Origin of the sequence: Amycolatopsis sp. NPDC051903 (assembly GCF_044452505.1) — a bacterium.
GTDB lineage: Bacteria > Actinomycetota > Actinomycetes > Mycobacteriales > Pseudonocardiaceae > Amycolatopsis.
Window position 1 is genome coordinate 1 of sequence record NZ_JBITBT010000045.1, and the last position, 16,258, is coordinate 16,258.

At 69.0% G+C, this 16,258-nt stretch carries 15 protein-coding genes; 9 read left to right on the forward strand and 6 right to left on the reverse strand.

Translation table 11 applies throughout. The features are described 5' to 3' along the window. Nucleotides 1-219 precede the first annotated feature (219 nt). The 6 genes from ACIA77_RS45270 to ACIA77_RS45295 all read left to right on the forward strand — a co-directional run bounded on the left by ACIA77_RS45270 (nt 220) and on the right by ACIA77_RS45295 (nt 5,938). Nucleotides 220-1,152, forward strand: a complete 933-nt coding sequence (locus ACIA77_RS45270) for a cyclase family protein (protein WP_395892368.1) — start codon at nt 220-222, stop codon at nt 1,150-1,152. Between the two features lie 332 nt (nt 1,153-1,484). Beyond that, nucleotides 1,485-2,219, forward strand: coding sequence for a FadR/GntR family transcriptional regulator (locus tag ACIA77_RS45275; RefSeq protein WP_395892369.1), 735 nt, complete (start codon nt 1,485-1,487; stop codon nt 2,217-2,219). Between the two features lie 20 nt (nt 2,220-2,239). Then, on the forward strand, nt 2,240-2,611 hold the full coding sequence (locus ACIA77_RS45280; RefSeq protein ID WP_395892370.1) for a cupin domain-containing protein: 372 nt from the start codon (nt 2,240-2,242) through the stop codon (nt 2,609-2,611). 103 nt (nt 2,612-2,714) lie between these two features. Next, nucleotides 2,715-4,079 carry an MFS transporter gene (locus ACIA77_RS45285; RefSeq protein WP_395892371.1) on the forward strand — a complete coding sequence of 455 codons (1,365 nt, stop codon included), beginning with the start codon at nt 2,715-2,717 and terminating at the stop codon, nt 4,077-4,079. 38 nt (nt 4,080-4,117) lie between these two features. Beyond that, on the forward strand, nt 4,118-5,047 hold the full coding sequence (locus ACIA77_RS45290; protein WP_395892372.1) for a polysaccharide deacetylase family protein: 930 nt from the start codon (nt 4,118-4,120) through the stop codon (nt 5,045-5,047). Between the two features lie 117 nt (nt 5,048-5,164). Beyond that, entirely contained in the window at nt 5,165-5,938 is a 774-nt protein-coding gene (locus tag ACIA77_RS45295; RefSeq protein WP_395892373.1) for a maleylpyruvate isomerase family mycothiol-dependent enzyme, read from the forward strand. 86 nt (nt 5,939-6,024) lie between these two features. Here the strand turns inward: ACIA77_RS45295 and ACIA77_RS45300 are convergent, their stop codons facing one another. From ACIA77_RS45300 to sigJ, 3 genes are all read right to left on the reverse strand, one after another. Beyond that, nucleotides 6,025-6,534 (reverse strand): OsmC family protein, encoded by a 510-nt coding sequence (locus ACIA77_RS45300; RefSeq protein ID WP_395892374.1) that lies wholly within the window; start codon nt 6,532-6,534, stop codon nt 6,025-6,027. Nucleotides 6,535-7,130: 596 nt separating this feature from the next. Then, nucleotides 7,131-7,589 carry a carboxymuconolactone decarboxylase family protein gene (locus ACIA77_RS45305; RefSeq protein ID WP_395892375.1) on the reverse strand — a complete coding sequence of 153 codons (459 nt, stop codon included), beginning with the start codon at nt 7,587-7,589 and terminating at the stop codon, nt 7,131-7,133. A gap of 140 nt (nt 7,590-7,729) precedes the next feature. Continuing rightward, on the reverse strand, nt 7,730-8,620 hold the full coding sequence (sigJ, locus tag ACIA77_RS45310) for an RNA polymerase sigma factor SigJ (RefSeq protein WP_395892376.1): 891 nt from the start codon (nt 8,618-8,620) through the stop codon (nt 7,730-7,732). A 413-nt stretch (nt 8,621-9,033) separates the two neighbouring features. On the opposite strand from sigJ, the gene ACIA77_RS45315 reads away from it, so the two are divergent. Next, the gene (locus tag ACIA77_RS45315) at nt 9,034-9,438 is read left to right on the forward strand and encodes a hypothetical protein (RefSeq protein ID WP_395892377.1); all 405 of its coding nucleotides are present in this window, start codon (nt 9,034-9,036) and stop codon (nt 9,436-9,438) included. A 201-nt stretch (nt 9,439-9,639) separates the two neighbouring features. On the opposite strand, the gene ACIA77_RS45320 is transcribed toward ACIA77_RS45315, so the two are convergent. Together ACIA77_RS45320 and ACIA77_RS45325 are read right to left on the reverse strand one after the other, a co-directional pair. Further along, on the reverse strand, nt 9,640-10,656 hold the full coding sequence (locus ACIA77_RS45320; protein ID WP_395892378.1) for a hypothetical protein: 1,017 nt from the start codon (nt 10,654-10,656) through the stop codon (nt 9,640-9,642). A 70-nt stretch (nt 10,657-10,726) separates the two neighbouring features. Next, on the reverse strand, nt 10,727-13,630 hold the full coding sequence (locus ACIA77_RS45325; protein ID WP_395892379.1) for a CHAT domain-containing protein: 2,904 nt from the start codon (nt 13,628-13,630) through the stop codon (nt 10,727-10,729). A gap of 185 nt (nt 13,631-13,815) precedes the next feature. Between ACIA77_RS45325 and ACIA77_RS45330 the strand changes: the two genes are divergently transcribed. Both ACIA77_RS45330 and ACIA77_RS45335 read left to right on the forward strand, forming a co-directional pair. Further along, entirely contained in the window at nt 13,816-14,217 is a 402-nt protein-coding gene (locus ACIA77_RS45330) for a hypothetical protein (protein ID WP_395892380.1), read from the forward strand. Continuing rightward, on the forward strand, nt 14,214-15,113 hold the full coding sequence (locus tag ACIA77_RS45335; RefSeq protein ID WP_395892381.1) for a hypothetical protein: 900 nt from the start codon (nt 14,214-14,216) through the stop codon (nt 15,111-15,113). Before ACIA77_RS45330 ends, ACIA77_RS45335 begins: the two co-directional genes overlap by 4 nt. 4 nt (nt 15,114-15,117) lie before the next feature. Here the strand turns inward: ACIA77_RS45335 and ACIA77_RS45340 are convergent, their stop codons facing one another. Next, nucleotides 15,118-16,140, reverse strand: coding sequence for a hypothetical protein (locus ACIA77_RS45340; RefSeq protein ID WP_395892382.1), 1,023 nt, complete (start codon nt 16,138-16,140; stop codon nt 15,118-15,120). Between the last annotated feature and the right edge of the window lie 118 nt (nt 16,141-16,258).

Genomic DNA, 16,258 nt, shown 5'->3' on the forward strand with positions numbered 1-16,258 from the left:
GCGACCTACTCGCCACCCACCGCCTGCTCTCGCTCCACGACGACAGCCTGCGCATCGCCGACGTCCGCTACCTCAGCGCCACCCTCACCAAGACCGGGGAATAGCGCTGGACAGCGCGGCGCTGGTCGATGCCGAGGTCCCGGGATGGCGCATTGGATGGTGGCACCGTCGCAGACCGCTTTGGTTCTGAGGAAGGCGTTTCTGCCGTAGAGTAAGGAGATGCGGCCACCCGACGAGATGAGCGGGGCCGACTTCCAGGTGCTCTACTCGCCGCTGCGCAGTACAGCCCCCGGGGCCGGCGCTCCCCGGGGCGCCTTGGACACGGTGACGCGCGAACAGGTTCTCGCAGCCATCCGCGAGGTTCGTTCCGGTTACCCGGTCTCGCTCGCCGCCCCGGTGAACACCCGAGCCGCGGCGGACGACGATGAGCCGGCCGAGTACCGGCTGACCGCCCCGGCCCGTGGCGTCGCGCCGCAGACCGGTTTGCAGTTCGCCCGGGACCGCTTCGCCATGAACGTGCACGGTGACGTCAACAGCCACCTCGACGCGCTCTGCCACGTCATCTACGACGGCACTCTGCACCGCGGCGTGCCTGCGACGGAAGCGTTCTCCCAGGACGGAGCGATCGAGCAGTCCATCGAACTGGCGCGGGACGGAATCGTCGGACGCGGAGTGCTTTTGGACATTCCCCGGCTGCACGGTGTTCCCTGGCTCGAACCGGGAACCCAGGTGACGGTTGAGGATCTCGCCGCCGCCGAGACGCGGCAGGGTTCGCAGGTCGGCCGTGGCGACATCCTCCTCGTCCGCGTCGGCCATCGACGGCGCCGCGACGAGCTCGGTCCCTGGGACGTGGCCGAGGCGAGGGCCGGGCTGCATCCGACCGCCGTGCGCTTTCCGGTCAACCGGCAGGTCGCCGCACTCGGCAGCGACGGCAACAACGACGCGGCCCCCAGCGCGTCGCGCGGCGTCGCTTTCCCCGTGCACGTGCTCGCCATCCACGCGGCGGGCCTGCACCTGCTCGACTACCTGCAGCTCGAGGATCTCGCGCGCCTCTGCGCAGAGGAAGGACGCTGGTCGTTCCTGTGCGTGATCGCGCCTTTGCGGTTGCCCGGTGCCACCGGTTCCCCCGTGAATCCACTCGCCATTCTGTGACCCTCCGCCGGGCGCTTCGGAAACGGCACTGCGGCACTGTCCGATGAGACTCAGCGTCGGTCCGAGGGAGGCCGGCCATGCTCCGGTGACGGTGGTCCACCAGGACCAGTGATCTTCGCATCTCGGCCGTGGTGTGGAGATCGGCCGCGCGCGGCGCTCAGGAGCGAAAGGCGCTTCGACGACGCTCTCGTGACCTCGCCTGCGCCCGGTCGCAGTACGAAGCCCGGCGCCTACGTTCCGTTATTTGCGCTGATCCAGCTCGGAAAATCGGCCCCCGGCCAGGCAGCCCGCCGGCCCTTGTGCGTCCCGAGGCACTGGTCTAACCTCTCAGGATGCAGTCGTCAGACCAGTCAGCTCTACCGCAGCGGCGGTACTTGCGCGTAGCTCAGGCGCTTCTGAGCGACATACAGCAAGGAGGCTTGCCCGCGGGGGCTCGACTGCCGTCGGACCGCGAACTCGCCACCAAGTTCGAGGTGTCGAGAGCGAGCGTTCGTGAGGCGCTCTTCGCGCTGGAACTGAGCGGTGCCATCACGGTGCGGCACGGGGACGGCACCTACGTGGCGGACCTGAGCCGGGGACTGTCGAAGCGCTCCGGGCACGAGATCGGCTCAACGCCCGAGCACGTCATCGCAGCTCGGCTGGTGGTCGAGCCACCGGTTTCCCGTCTGCTGGCGGCAAGTCCCGGTGATCTCGACCTGGACAAGGTGCAACGCGAGCTCGACCTGGCCATCCGCTTGATCGACGAGCCGGCGCAGCTTCCCGACTTCGTCAACCACTCGATGGCTTTCCACGCCGACCTGGCCGCGATGTGCCCGAACCACATTCTCAGTCACTTCGCGTCGGAGCTGGTCGAGATCGACCGGCAGCCCCTGTGGGTCTTGATCAACCAGATCGTGCTCCAGGACCACAAAAATCGTGTCCAGCTGATCAGCGACCACCAGCGCATCCTCGACGCAATTCGCAGCGATGGCCCCCAGGGTGCCGAAGACGCCATGAGGGATCATTTGCGCCTGAACAAGGAACAGCTCTTCCCCGGGCAAGCCGGGATCGAATGGCCAGGACTCTGACAAAATCTCGAAGGGGAAGCATGACCGACAGCGTCACGGGAAAATACGTTCAGGTTACCGCGGATCCCGCGAACCCCCCGGCCGACGGCCTGTTGCTGAGCGGAACCAACGTCCCCGAAATCCAAAATTCCCTCGGAGTTGCGACGATCCCACCAGGAGCGCCCCGGACGGAAACCATCGCGCACGCCACTTCCGAGGTCATGTACGTCGCCCAGGGAGTGGGTCGGCTGCACACCGACCAGGGAATCCTTGATTTCGAGCGAGGTCAGGCCATCTTCATCCCGGCGGCTTCCTGGCACGCGCTGGAGAACACCGGAACCGAGGACCTCGTTTCCGTGTTCTCCTTCCCCTCGCCTTCGCGGCCGTCAACGCGCGCCAAAAGGGTGTCTTGAGAAAAGACCGGAAACACTCGAAACAGGAAGTTGAATCATGGCATTCGACGCTAAGCCCGCCATGAGCCAAAAGCCCAGGTCGCTCGGTGAGATCATCGACGGCATGAGGCTCACCAGGACCCATTACCTGGCGCTCACCCTCGTGGTGCTGGGTGGCCTCTTCGAGGTGTTCGAACAGCTCATTCTCTCGGCGCTCGGGCCCTCCCTCGAAAAGAGTCTCGGGATCGACGCCTCTACTTTGGCGTTGCTCTCGACCGTGAGTCTCATCGCGATCGTCGTCGGTGGCATCAGCGGCGGAGTGATCGCCGACGTGCTGGGTCGCAGGAGCCTGCTGGCCGTCAGTCTCGGGATCTACTGCGTGGGCTCGGTGCTGTCGGCGATGGCTCCGAACTCGGTCGTCCTCGGCCTCACACGGGTGGTGACCGGCCTCGGGGTCGGCGGCGAGATCGCCGTCGGGCTCACGTACCTCTCGGAGTTGACACCGACCAAGGTCCGGGGCGTGTTCGTTTCCCTGTTCAACACGATCTCCGCGGGTGTCGGCTTGTTCCTGGCCTACGCCTACACCTTGCTGGTGATCGGCCCGTTCGCCTCCGCGGTCGGCGCCGGCGACAACGCCTGGCGGTGGGCCTTCGGCTTGCTCGGCCTTCCGGCTGTCCTGATCTTCTTCTTCCGCCGGTACCTGCCCGAGACGCCGGCTTACCTCCTGAGCCGGGGCAAGATCGAGAAGACGAACGAGGCTCTCACGCGACTGGCCACCGGAAGGCTGCGCCTGCGTAGTGGTGACATCCAGCACTACGTCGACGGCCGGACCGTCGCCGTCTCGGAGAGCGCGCAGCACGAGGGTTCCGCGTTCCAGGCGTTGAAGAGTGTGCTCACCAGGCCGCTTCGCCGGCGCACCCTCGCTCTGGGGATCGCGGCGTTCCTGGCTTGGGGTGCGGAGTTCAGCGTCGTCCTGCTCATGCCCATCATGCTGGTGAACCGAGGATATTCGGTGCAGGGCAGTGTGGCCTTCACCATGGTGCAGAACCTCGGCGGTCTCGTCGGATGCGCGATCGCCTCGTACGGCGGGTTCGCGATTTCCCGCCGGACCGTGGTTTGCCTGGGTTCGGTCTGCGGCGCGGCCGGCGTTCTCGCCTTCGCTCTGTTCGCTCAAGGTGCCACGCTCATCCTGGTGCTCGGCTTCTTGTTCCAGATCTTCGTGCTACTCGTCAACACCACCATCTGGACTTGGGCGCCGGAGCTGTTCCCGACCCGAGTCCGGGGTTTCGGCACGGCCGTCGTCGTGAACACCGGTTTTGTCGGCGGAGCGCTGCTTCCGCTGGTCGCCAGCTCTCTCCTGCAAGGTGTCGGTGAGTTTTGGGTGTTCGCCATCGTGGCCGTGATGTACCTGGGCTTGGCGCTGGCGGCGCTGTTCGTGCCGGAAACCCATCGCGTCCCCCTGGAAGTTCTTCACGGATCCGGCAAGTGAACAGGTTCTGCCGCAGTTCGATCGAGGATATGAGGTAGATGAAAGACATTTCCAGCAACCTGAGCCGAGACCTGATCGGATACGGCAAAGACGTGCCGGCGGTCCGGTGGCCGAATGACGCCAACGTGGCGGTCAACATCGTGGTGAACTACGAGGAGGGATCCGAATACTCCCACGAGATGGGAGACGGCGAGAACGACAGCCTCGCCGAAGTGGACTACGCCTTTCCTCCCCATTTGAGGGACCTGGCCAAGGAGTCGATGTACGAGTACGGCAGCCGGGTCGGCGTGTGGCGCTTGCTTCGCCTCTTCGATGAGTACGACATCAAGGCCACGTTCTTCGGCTGTGCAGTGGCCTTCGAACGCAATCCGGAGGTCGCGTCCGCGGCCCGGGAAGCCGGGCACGACCTGCTCGGGCACGGGTGGCGCTGGGAAGAGCACTGGCGCTTGACGCGCGAGGAAGAAGCCGACCGGATCAAGAAAGCTGTCGAGTCTTTCAAGGAGACGTGGGGGGAAGCCCCCAGCGGCTGGTACTGCCGCTACGGCCCCTCGATCAACACGCGGGAGCTGGTCGTGGAGCACGGGGGATTTCTGTACGACTCGGACGCGTACAACGACGATCTGCCGTACTACGTCGAGGTGAACGGTGTCCGGCAGCTCGTGGTGCCCTACTCGTTGACCTACAACGACATCCAGGGAACCCGCTCACCGAGCCTGTTCCTCGATTACCTCAAGCGCGGCTTCGACGAACTCTGGCTGGAAGGCTCACGGGGTCGTCCCAAGATGATGTCCATCGGCCTCCACCCCCGGCTGGTGGGACAGGCGGCCCGCACGGGAGCGTTGCGGGAGTTCATCGAGTACGCCCAAGCCAAGGGCGGAGTCTGGTTTGCCCGCAGGGCGGATATCGCCCGCTGGTGGGGCGAGCACTCGGACGAGTTCGTCACCGCGCGGGCGAACAGCGACAGCTAGGACCGCACCGGCAGTCGAGCGAGTGGGTAGCCGTGGCCGCGAGCAGCCCGGGAAGTTCGATCCACCGGGAACGGTGATCAGCGGAACACACACGTCCGTTCGGGAGTTGAGCGTGACATGAGTGAACTCGTGGACCGCACGATCGCAGCCCTCCGCGCCGAGCACGACACGCTCGCCGCCCTCGTGAGCACCCTTACCGACGAGCAGCTGGCCACCACCAGCGGCGCGGCGGACTGGACTGTCGCGCAAGCGCTTTCGCACCTCGGCAGTGGTGCGGAGATCGGCCGTGCGCCGATCGCGCGGGCGGCGGGCGAGACGGTGGCGGCCGAAGACAACCAGACGATCTGGGCTCGCTGGGACGAGTCGGCGCCGCGGGCGCAGGCCGAGGGGTTCCTGGAGCACAACGGCCGCTGGCTGGAAACGGTCGAGGCGTTCACGCCCGAGCAGCGCTCGTCGCTGGTCGTCGATCTCGGGTTCCTGCCGGAGCCGGTGCCGCTGGTGACCGCGCTGGGCATGCGGCTCAACGAGGTGGCCAACCACTCGTGGGACGTGCGCGTGGCCTTCGATCCGAACGCCGGGGTGGACGCCGGCTCGGCCGAGGTGCTCATCGACCTCATGGCCGGGCCGGTGGGCTTCATGCTGAGCTTCCTCGCGAAGCCGGCCGAGCTCGCGAACCCGGTGTCCGTCGCGATCCCCGGGGCCGGGCTGGTGATCGACGACGCGGTCACCGTGGTGACCGACCTCGAGTCCCCGTCCGCGACGTTCACCGGGCCGGCGGAGGCGTTCGTGCGGCTGATCAGCGGCCGTCTCAAGGCACCGCACGACAACGGCGTCACCGTCGACGGCAACGTCACGCTCGACGACCTTCGCCGCGTGTTCCCCGGCTTCTGACGGGATCAGCGGGCCCGGCCGAGTCGTCCACACAGGGGAGAGGCGATCTCGACGATCGCCTCTCTTCCGGGGCCGGCGGCGACGGTTCAGGCCGCCGCGAGCGTGACGTCGAACTCCGGCGGCGTGCGCAGCGACTGGAACACGACGCAGTAGCGTTCGGTGAGCTTCTTGAGCGTCGCGAGCTGGTCGGCGTCGGCGTCGGTGTCGAGGTCGAACGACAGGCGGATCGCGCGGAAGCCCACGGGAGCGTCCTTCGCGACGGCGAGCGTGCCGCGGAAGTCGAGGTCACCCTCGGCGCGGACGCGGCCGCCCCGGACTTCGAGGCCCAGCGAGGTCGCCACCGCCCGCAGGGTCACCCCGGCGCAGGCGACGAGCGCTTCGAGCAGCATGTCACCGGAGCAGGCGAGGGTGCCGTCGCCGCCGGTCGCGGGGTGCAGCCCGGCCTCGACGATCGCGCGGCCGGTCTCGACCTTGCAGGAGATGCCGAGGCCGTCGAGCTCGGCGTCGGCGTGCAGCGTGACGAGCGCGCTCTCCGGTTCGTCGCGGTACTTGTCCTTCAACGGGGCCTGGGTCGCGCGCAGCTCTTCGGAGTCCATGCGTCCGATTATGCCCGTGGACACCCGGCCTCCGCCGTGCTCGAGGGCGCCCTCCGGAATCGGGGGAGCGGTGCCAGCCGGCCCTGTTGCGCCGTCGTGCCTGCTCGCAGCGGTCGGAACGCGGCCCGCAGCTCGGCGGCGAACAGCTCGGGTTCTTCGCACGGCGCGAAGTGGCCACACCGTTCCGCTTCGTGGAAGTAGCCGAGGAAGGGAGGCGTGGTCCGCCCAGCTGCGCGATGTCCGCCGGATCTCGCCGGGGAACGTGCGAACCCGACCAGGACGCGGACCGGAGGTGTCTGTTCGGCCGGGTCGTTCCTCGTGGGCACAAGCAGGGTGGTGTGGAGGCCCAAGCCGTCGGGGCCTGGCGGCCCCTTGGTGTGCGCAAGCCGGCCCGGGCGATCACGCTGTCCGTCGAGGTCAGGCCGTTGCGGGACGGATCCTGCGCGTGACACCGGCGTTCCGCGCGTCCGTGACCGAAGCCCGCGCAGAGCCTGGCCGGTCGCGAAGACCGGGCAGGTGCTCGGCGTGGGCCTCGGCGGCCCAGCGCTGGACCCGTTGGTCACGGGCCGGACCGTGCCCGGCCGCCGGCGGCGGGGTCAGGCGGCGACCTGGTACCGGCTGGTGATCGCGACGCGGTTGAAGGCGTTCATCACGATGGCGAGCCAGGCGACCGCGGAGATCTGGTCCTCGGTGAGGTGGGCCGCGGCGGCGTCGTAGTCCTCGTCGGGGACGTGGCCGTCCGCCACGCGGGCGACGGCCTCGGTCAGGCGGAGCGCGGCGCGGTCGGTCTCGGAGAAGTATTCGGTCTCCTCCCAGGCGGGCAGCACGGCGATCCGGTCGGGGTTTTCGCCTTTCTTGAGGGCGTCGCGGGAGTGCATGCGCAGGCAGAACGCACAGCCGTTGATCTGGGAGGTGCGGATCCGCAGCAGCTCGACCAGGAGCGGGTCGAGCCCGGCTGCGGCGGCGTTGGTGTCCGCCTCGGCCGACAAGGTGATGAGGGCCTTGTAGGAGGCCGGGTGCTGCTTGTCGATGCGGACGCGCTGCGTGTTCGTCACGGGTTCCTTCGCTTCGTTCCGTGGCCCGCGCCGTGGAGTGCGATCCAGGCGCGCCGGGATGGCCGGTGGTGGTCAGGCAGAGGCGGTGTCCCGGTTCCGTCTCGCCAGGGAGACGAGGCAGCCCCACGGGGTGTGACAGCTCAGACGTGAGAAAGTTTGTCCGGGTTGATCACGCGGCGGTACGCGGTGATCAGGCCGTCGGAGATCTGCACGGTGTCGATGGAGTAGACGCGGCCCTGCCAGCGGCACACGAGGGCGAGTTCGCCACCCACCTCGACGAAATCGATGTGGTCCGGACGCCACATGCGACCCACTCGCACCATCACCTCGGCAACGCGCCGGCCCCCGTGGATGATCTTGCGGGCCGCCGAGACCTTGCCGCCGCCGTCGGTGACGTAGACGGCGTCCGGGTGCAGGAGCCGGACCAGACCGGCCAGGTCGCCGGATTCGTAGGCGGCGCGGAAGATCGCCAGCAGCCGTTCGCGCTCCGCCTTCGGTGCGTCCGCAGTGGACTGCTTCGCCTTGGCCACGCGCCGTCGAGCCCGCGACGCGAGCTGCCGGGAGGCGGGTACGGACACGTCCAGCACTTCCGCGATCCGGCCGAACTCGAGCCCGAAGACGTCGTGCAGGACGAAAGCCACCCGCTCCGGCGGGCTCAGCTCTTCCATGATCAGCAGCATGGCCGTGCTCACGGACTCGTCGACGAGCACCGGCTGCGCGGCGTCCGGCCCCGTCAGCAGCGGTTCCGGCAGCCACGGCCCGACGTAGGATTCGCGGCGCGACCGAGCGCTCTTGAGGATGTCGTACGACCGCCGCGCGGCGACCGTGACCAGCCAGGCCCGCAGGTCGGCGACCTCGTGCAGATCCGCCCCGGCCGCTCGCAGCCACACGTCCTGGGCCACGTCCTCGGCGTCGGCCACGCTCCCCAGCAACCGGTAGGCCACCCCGAACACCGCGGGTCGATGCGTCTCCCACTCGGCGATGAGCGTGTCCTGTCGCTCAGAGCTCCGGGGCGCCTGGGCGTCACCCATGCAGATCGCGTCCTCCTCCGACGTGCGGGTCCAGCGTACGGCCGCGGACCGTTCCCGGCATCGGTTCCCGGTGCGCACCCCGCGATCGGGCTCGGCTGCCTTGGTCGTAGCGGATTGTAGGCATGGGTGTGCACGGGCGAGGCGGGTGATCGTGGTGCGTGTTTGCGGGGCGTGTTTGCGTGCTGGTGGGGGACTCGGGACCTCCGGCTTGCCACTGTGCCGAACTTGGTCGCAATCCTCGTGCTGCGGTGGCGAAAATCGTCTCGTCCTCGACGGGGCGCAGCACGGTGCCCGCCCAGGTCGCCACCGTCTCCGGGGCGCCGTCGCCTCACCTTTCGCCCGCCTGCTTCGTCGGGTCCGGTGACAGCTTGTCGGTCCATTTCGAAGTCGGGCGCGGAAAAGGAGACGGTGACATGGCCACTCAGGTGACGACGAGGGCGAGCGCACAGCGCACGTCCTCGTTCCTGCAGCTCGCGATCGCGCTGCAGACGCTGACCATCTTCGTTCAGGCGGTCTCCGCCGGGCTGCTGCTGACCTCGTCCTACGGGGCGACCCTGCACAGCGTCGGAGCTCGCGTGATGTACGGGGCGTCGATGCTGTACGTCCTCGCGGCCGTGCTGGCGTGGAAGCCGGGCGGCGGCTCGCCCCGGTCCGTCGGGCACGCGGCGGGGTTCCTCGTGCTCGCGTCGGCCCAGGTCGTGCTCGGCATCGCCCACGTCCCGGCGGTCCACGTCCCCCTCGGTGTCGCGATGTTCGGCCTGAGCGTGCTGGCACTCGGCCGGGCGCTGAGGTCCGAAATCGGGCGGGCTCGCCGCTGACGCCGGCCAGGCCGTCGAACAGGTCGCGGGCGGTGTTTCGGCGTCAGCCCGCCGTGTCGACCAGGCTCGGGGTCCCGACGGCAGGAATACCGGGGCATGGCGGAGCCGATCTGCACGGGCTGCTGAACGTCGCGCGGTCTTCTCCCAGCCGCACCAGCGCCAGTGCTGCCGGATCAGCGCACCCCGCGGCAGCGCCTCGATTCATCCCTGCCAGTCGCCGATGCCTTCCCAGAACAGGGGGATGACCGCGCCGACCAGCTGGGACTGGCTCACCCGTTCCGCCTGCGCGATCGTTTCCGTCATCAGCCGGGCGCCGCCCTCGCGGTTGAGCTGGTGTCCGATCGACCTGATTTCGATGATGCGGGCGAGCCAGTCCGGCGGAGATTCGTAGCCGGTCACCGCGCCGACGATGATCGCGTCGAGCTGGCGCCAGTTCGACGCCAGTGATTTCTGCTCCTCGGTGAGGCCGGCGAAGTGCTGCTGGTTGGCGTCCATCAGCTCGGCGAGGCGGGCCGATACCTGCGCTCGCCGCTCTTCGGTCGCCGAATAGTCCGGCGCCGCGGTGGAATCGACGGACAGCGGACTGGTGCTCCGCTGTTCGTCGACCACGTAGAAGGTGATGTTCGAGGAATCGACCAGATTTCGCGCGCCGCACTCCGGGCAACGCGTGAGGGTGGTGGTCTGGTAGCGGACTCCGTCGATCCACCGGTGCGAGCAGCGGCCGCAGCCCACCCACACCAGGAAGTTGTTGTGGCTGCCGCGCATGGCCATCTGGACGCTGTCCGACGAGCCGGCGATGGAGCCCGCGGGCACCCGGCAGTCCGCGGACTCGGTCTCCAGCTGCCAGGGGCGCAGGTTTTCCAGGTAAAGCCCTTCGATATCCAGGCCCCACACCCCGTCCGGGGTTTCCACCACGAGGTAGTACAACTTGCGGTCGACGGCTTCCTCCCGCAGGAATTCCTTCGCCCGCTCCGCGTCGGGTCCGTTGAGCGTCAGGTACGTGGCCTGCCCGTTGAATTCCACCCCCGCCACGGTGAGCCCGAATTCGGCCACTTTTCTTTTCCAGGACGCCATCGCCGCGTTGTCGGAGAAGGTGACCGATCGTCCGTCCGCGCTCGGCCTCGGCGTCGGCGAGGTGGCCGGGGTAGGTGGTTTCACGTCTGCCGAGGCTTGCTCGGCTGCCGGGGTCTTCCGCGCGTTCCGCCTGAAAAGGCCCATTGCCGGAGGGTACCGCCCGCGTCCGCTTCCGCACCACCGCCGGACGATCCCCGCACTCCCGGCCGGTCGCTCAGCCGCCCGAGTGGAGATAGGCCGCCCAGCGGCTGGGCAGGGCAGGAGTCAGGTCGCGCATGGTACGTACCGCGTGGTGCAGCGCCAGCGCCGCACGCTCCGGTGCGGGCGGCCCGGTGCCGGCGGAAGTCAGCTCCGCGTAGAAGGCGCACGCTGCCGTGAGCGCGGTCTGATCGGTGATGGGCCAGAGCGTGCCGACGACGTTGCGGTAGCCGGCCAGCTGGAAGGCCGCGGTGAGGTGGGTGGCCTCGTCGGCCTGTTCCTGATTGGTCTCGGTCGTGCTGCAGGCGGACAAGTACGCCAATTGCGCGCTGTTCAGGTTCTGGCGCGTGATGGCGTGCAGCGTCAGCGGATCGGCGACGTGGTCGGGCAGCAGCAACCGGCTGGCCGACGGGTTGTGCAGATCAGCGTAGCCGTGACAAGCGAAATGGACGATCCCGTGCTCGGGCAGCCGTTCGGCCACAGTGGTGTGGCACACCGGAACGTCGTCAGCCGGAAGGACCGTCGCCGAGGGGATGAACTCGCGAACGAGAGCGGCTTCCTTGACGGTGCCGGCGAGCGGCGGGCTTCCGGGCGCCTCCGGCACGCCGACGAACAGCGCGGACGTCGTTGCCGGGCCGGCCCGGCGCGCGTGAGCCAGCGCGCGAATGCTGGGTGTGTAGGAACTCACGACCCGATCGAGCACGGCATCGGCGCTCTGCGGCGAACCGTGGCGGCCCGCGGCGTGGAGCGGAAGCAAGGTGACCACCCCGACCGGGCACCACCACACCCTGGGCCAGGGTTCGCCCACGAGCGGCGGTCCGGTGCGGCCGAGTCGCTTCAGCACGGGCTCGGTGATGTTTTCCCAGATCCACACGAGGATCTCGAGCATTCGTGGTTGCGCGGCGCGCCGCGCGCGCACCGGCTGATCCTGATCGAGCGCAACACCGCGCGCCTGGCGGAACGCGTCGGCCTGTTCGATCACGGCATCTCTCGTGACCGCTTCGGGAAGCTCGACCACGTGAACCGGATCTCCGGGATCGTCGCGGACGATCAACGCATACGCGCGCGATTCGTCGGCCACCACCGAGACGATCGGGCCGTGCGCCGCGTGCCGGCAGAGTTCGGCGATGGGCGTCGGCCGCTGAAAACCGGCCAGGCCGGGACGCAGCCGGATCTCGTCCAGAAGGTCGTCCCACTGCCGGCTGAGTTCCTCGCGGCGCGCGGCGAGTTCGCGCGGGTGCGGTCCGGCGATGTGTTCGCCGGACGCCGCCGCCGCGATCTCGTGATCGGCGGCGTTGATCCCGGTGCGCAGTTGCTCGAACCGCGGCAGCAGATCGGCTGCCAGCCGGCTCAATTCGGCGGTGTCTTCGCGAGTGTCCAAGGTCCCGGAGAACACGATCCCGCGGGTCTGCTCGAGCAGTTCGACCGCGTACCCCGGCCGCCCGGCCGCGATGGCCACGGCCGCGGCGGTCGCGGGCAACCGGTGCGCAGCGGCGACCCGGTGTTCCCGGTCGGCGCGGTCCACGTCCCGGAAACCCAGCTGTGGCAGCAAATCCGTCGCGAGCTCGACCATCCCCGCCGCGTGCCGGACGCGGCCGAGCTGAAGATCCGCGCTCGCGGCCCGCTGCGCCGCGGCGATGCGCCGGCCCGCCGACGTTCCGGTCATCTTCGCGACGGCGGAATACACCCGGCTGTATTCGCGCAGCGCGGAGGCGTCCTGAGTCCGGGCGAAAAACAGGCTGAGCACGTCGCCGAGGCCGAACAACGTGGCTGCCCGATCGGGATGGTTCGGCGCAGTGCTCGCCACCGCCTGTCTCGCGTGCTCGATCGACTCCTTGAGGCCTTCGACGTTGTTTTCGCGCTCGTTCAGGAAGACCTCGCGCAAAGCGCCGCTCAGGTACGACAGGTACCGGCCCCGGTCGGGGTGGTCGGCGGGCGCCGTTCCGGCCAGCTCGCGGGACACCTCCACGATCTGGCCGAGCAGCGAGAGGTCCGCCGATCGCTCGTACTGGACGGTCAACGCACGGTGGAGAACGTTCACCCGGGACAAGTAGTCCGGGTGGAACGCCGAGGTCGCGGCAACGGCCTTCCTCGCCTCCCGCACGGCCTCGCTCATCGTCCGGCCGTCGCCGGTTCTCGCGGCCAGGTTCGTCATCGCGCTGCCCAGGACGGACTGGATCTCCGCCCCGTCCGGATCGGTGTCCCGAACCTCCGCCACCGCGGCCCGCGAGAGGCTCACCGCTTCGCGCGCCATCGCCAGGTCGCTCGTTCGTTCCGACAGCATCCTCAAGTCATCGGCCAAGTTCGCGGCGGCCCTCGCGCTGTCCTCGCCGATGCCGGCCGCGACTGCGGAACGGGCAACGTCAACGGCTTCCCGCAGCGCCTGGGTGTCGCCCGTGAGCTCGTACTTCCGTTTCAGGGCAAGGGACAACGCGTGCAGCCGGGCGCCGCGCGCCTCCGGGGGGACCGCCGGCACCGCCTCCCGCATGATGCGTACCGCCTCGTCCAGCGCCGCCGGATCGCCGTCACGTCCGGAAAGGATCCACAACAGCGACGCGAGATCTGCCCGGTACGAACCACGGCGTGGATCGTTCTCCCGGGCTGCGGCGACGACCTGGCGAGCGGTTGCCACCGCATCGCGCAACGTGGGGAGGTCGTCTGTTTGCTCGAATTCCCTCCGCAAGGCGGCTGCCAGCTCGGCCAAACCGGCAACAGCCTCACCGGTCGTACCGGTCGGCTCGCCCGGCAACGGATGCGACCAGCGCAGCGCCTGCTCGAGATCACGCGGGTCGAGATCCGTGGTGCTCTCCAACAGCCGCAGCAGGAGCCGGCGCAGTTCCCCCACGTAGCGGCCGTGGTCCGGGTGGTCCGCGGCGGTGAGCGCGACCGCGGCCCGGCAGGTCGAGACGGCTTCGCGCAACGCTTTGAGGTCCGCCGTCCGCCCGGAGAGCCGCAGCAGCGCCGTGGCCAGCTCGGCCAGCCGTTCGGCCCGCTCCGGGTGGATCCGGGACAGCCCCTCCAGCTGCCACCGGAGGTACATGACGTGCGTTCGCAGGCTTTCTTCGGTTTCGTCCATCGGCCCCGGAATCGTGCGAGGATCACGGCATGCCGGATCTTACGCCCCTGCTGCGCCGCGTCGGCCGACTTTGCGCGAGTCTCGAGTCCGATGCCGAGCTGAGAGACGAGATCGACCGCGCGGGATTCGCCAGTGGGGGCTGGCAGGAGCTGGCCGGCGCGATCCGGACCGGTTCGGCGCGCGAGCTGACGGCGCTGCTCGACGCGATCGAGGATGCCGCCGCGGCGGCTGGTCTGGACGGAGTCACGCACCCGACGCGCGAGTTCCGGCCGCTGCCGAACGGCCTGCCCGAGTTCCGCGCGGTCACCGGCTGGCGATGCCCGCACCCGCACCGCTGCGGACGCGTCGAGCTGGCTGCGGAACCGGCCGGCTCGCCGCGGTGCGCGGTCACCGGCGACTCGCTGACCTGGATTTCGGTGGACAGCAGGTGACCGGTTTCCTCGAACAGCTCAGCGTCAAGATCGTCGACCGGTGGCTGGCGAATTTGCTGGTTCCCGGGCTGTTGTGGCTGTGCTGCGCGGTATTGGCCGTGCGGCTGGGCTGGGCGCACGCGGTCGATCTGCGAGCGGCGGAGGCCTTGGTACGGGAGCTGCCCGCCGGCCGATCGGCCGGGCAGGCCCTGCTGCTCGTGGCGGCGGCCCTCTTCGGCAGCGCGGTCGCCGGGCTGGCGGCCCTCGGCCTGGCAGCCGCACTGCGGCGCGCCTGGACCTGGCCTGGCACCACGGTTCCGGTGCGGTGGCTCCGGCAGTGGCGTGGCCGCCGGTGGCACGCGGCTGATCGCGACGCCGTCCGGCACCGGATCACCGCGCTGAACGCGGTCGAGGATTCCGCCACCACGGTCGGGCCGGAGTACGGCGACGCGATGGCCCGGCGAGACTCGATCAGCCTTGAGCCGCCGGAGCGGCCGACGTGGATCGCCGATCGCTGGTTCGCCGCGGGGCTCAGGATTCGGCGGGCGTACGGCCTGGATTTGACCGTCGCGTGGCCGAGGCTGTGGCTGGTCGCGCCGGAGGCGACGAGAAGCGATCTCACCGTTGCGCAGGCCGCCTACCAGAAATCCAGCGTCACGGTCGCCTGGGCGATCCTCTACGGCGTGGTCGGACTGTTCTGGGGACCGGCGCTGCTCATCGCGGTCTGCCTTGCGGTGACAGGCATCCTGCGGGCCCGGGAGGCGACCGGGAACCTGTGCGAACTGGTGGAGTCCACCTGCGACCTGTACGGCCCGTCGCTGGCCGTGCAGCTGAAGGTGCCCTGCCCCGACCGGCTGACGCCGGAGATCGGCCGGGAGATCACCGCTCAGCTGCGAAGGAAAGACATCCCCGGATGACGGGTCACTTCTGCCAGTCGCCGATGCCGTCCCAGTACAGCTCGACCGTCCGGGCCGCGACCCGGTAGTTCAGCCCCAGCTCCATGACGCGCTGATGCGTTTCCCGCAGCGCGCGCATGCCGCCCGAGCGGTAGGTCTCGTGTCCGATCGCCCGGATTTCGACGACCTCGCGCACCCAGTCCGCCAGCGGGCTGGGCGAAGAGCTCAGCGAGTCCAGAAAACCGTTGTCCCGGAGCAGGTTCCGCTGTTGTTCAGTGAGGTCCGAATACCGCCGGTCCGCTGATTGCGCCGCGTGGGCAAGGCGGCGCGCGACCCGGGTGCCCTCGTCCTCGCGGGCGTCCCTCGACCCGGCCGGCCGGATTTCGTTCGCTTCGAGCGTCAGCCTCCTGACCACTTCCGGCGGACGCAGGGTCTTCCCGCACACCCGGCACCAGACAGTCGCCGGAATGGTGAGGTGCAGACCGCAGTCCGAACCGGGGCACACCGTCGCGATCGTGCCGCCGGGCTTGGTCGGATCCAGGGTCAGGTGGACGTTGCTCCCGCATCGGGGGCAATCGAAGGAGATCGTGCTCGTGGCACCGTGCAGGTGCTGACTGCAACCGGCGCAGGAGCCAGGGGGCGGCGCGAACTCCCCGTCGTTGGCGAGGAACCGGTCTTCCAGCTCCTCGTTGACGTGCGGCACCAGCCACTGACAGGTGCCGCACACCAGTTCGGCGCCGAACTCGAAGGCCAGCGCTTCGCACGACGGGCACCGGCCGACCAGTTCTCCGCTGCGAAGGATTTCCTCGACGAGACCGGGAACCGTCGTCGCACGGAGTTCCTGGAAACACGCCGGGCAGACCGGGCGGACTGCCTCGCATTCGGCACCGCTGTGCACCACCTGGCAGGAGCCGGAATGCCCGCACGAAAGGTCGTGTGGCGCGTGCGGGCAATCCGTGCGGACGTGGTGGGAGTTTTCCTTCGGGCCGTTCCGCACCTCCTGCTGGATCGCCTCGGCACCCGTGACCGAGCCGTCGTCGTGCACCACGCACGAGACCTCGCTGGTGTAGAGGCGTTCGTTCAGCCTCCTCCCTCGCCAGAAGGAGATCCTGAGCTTGAGCTCCATCGTCCGGTAGCGGTCCATGACGGCCATCGCCGCGTCGGGA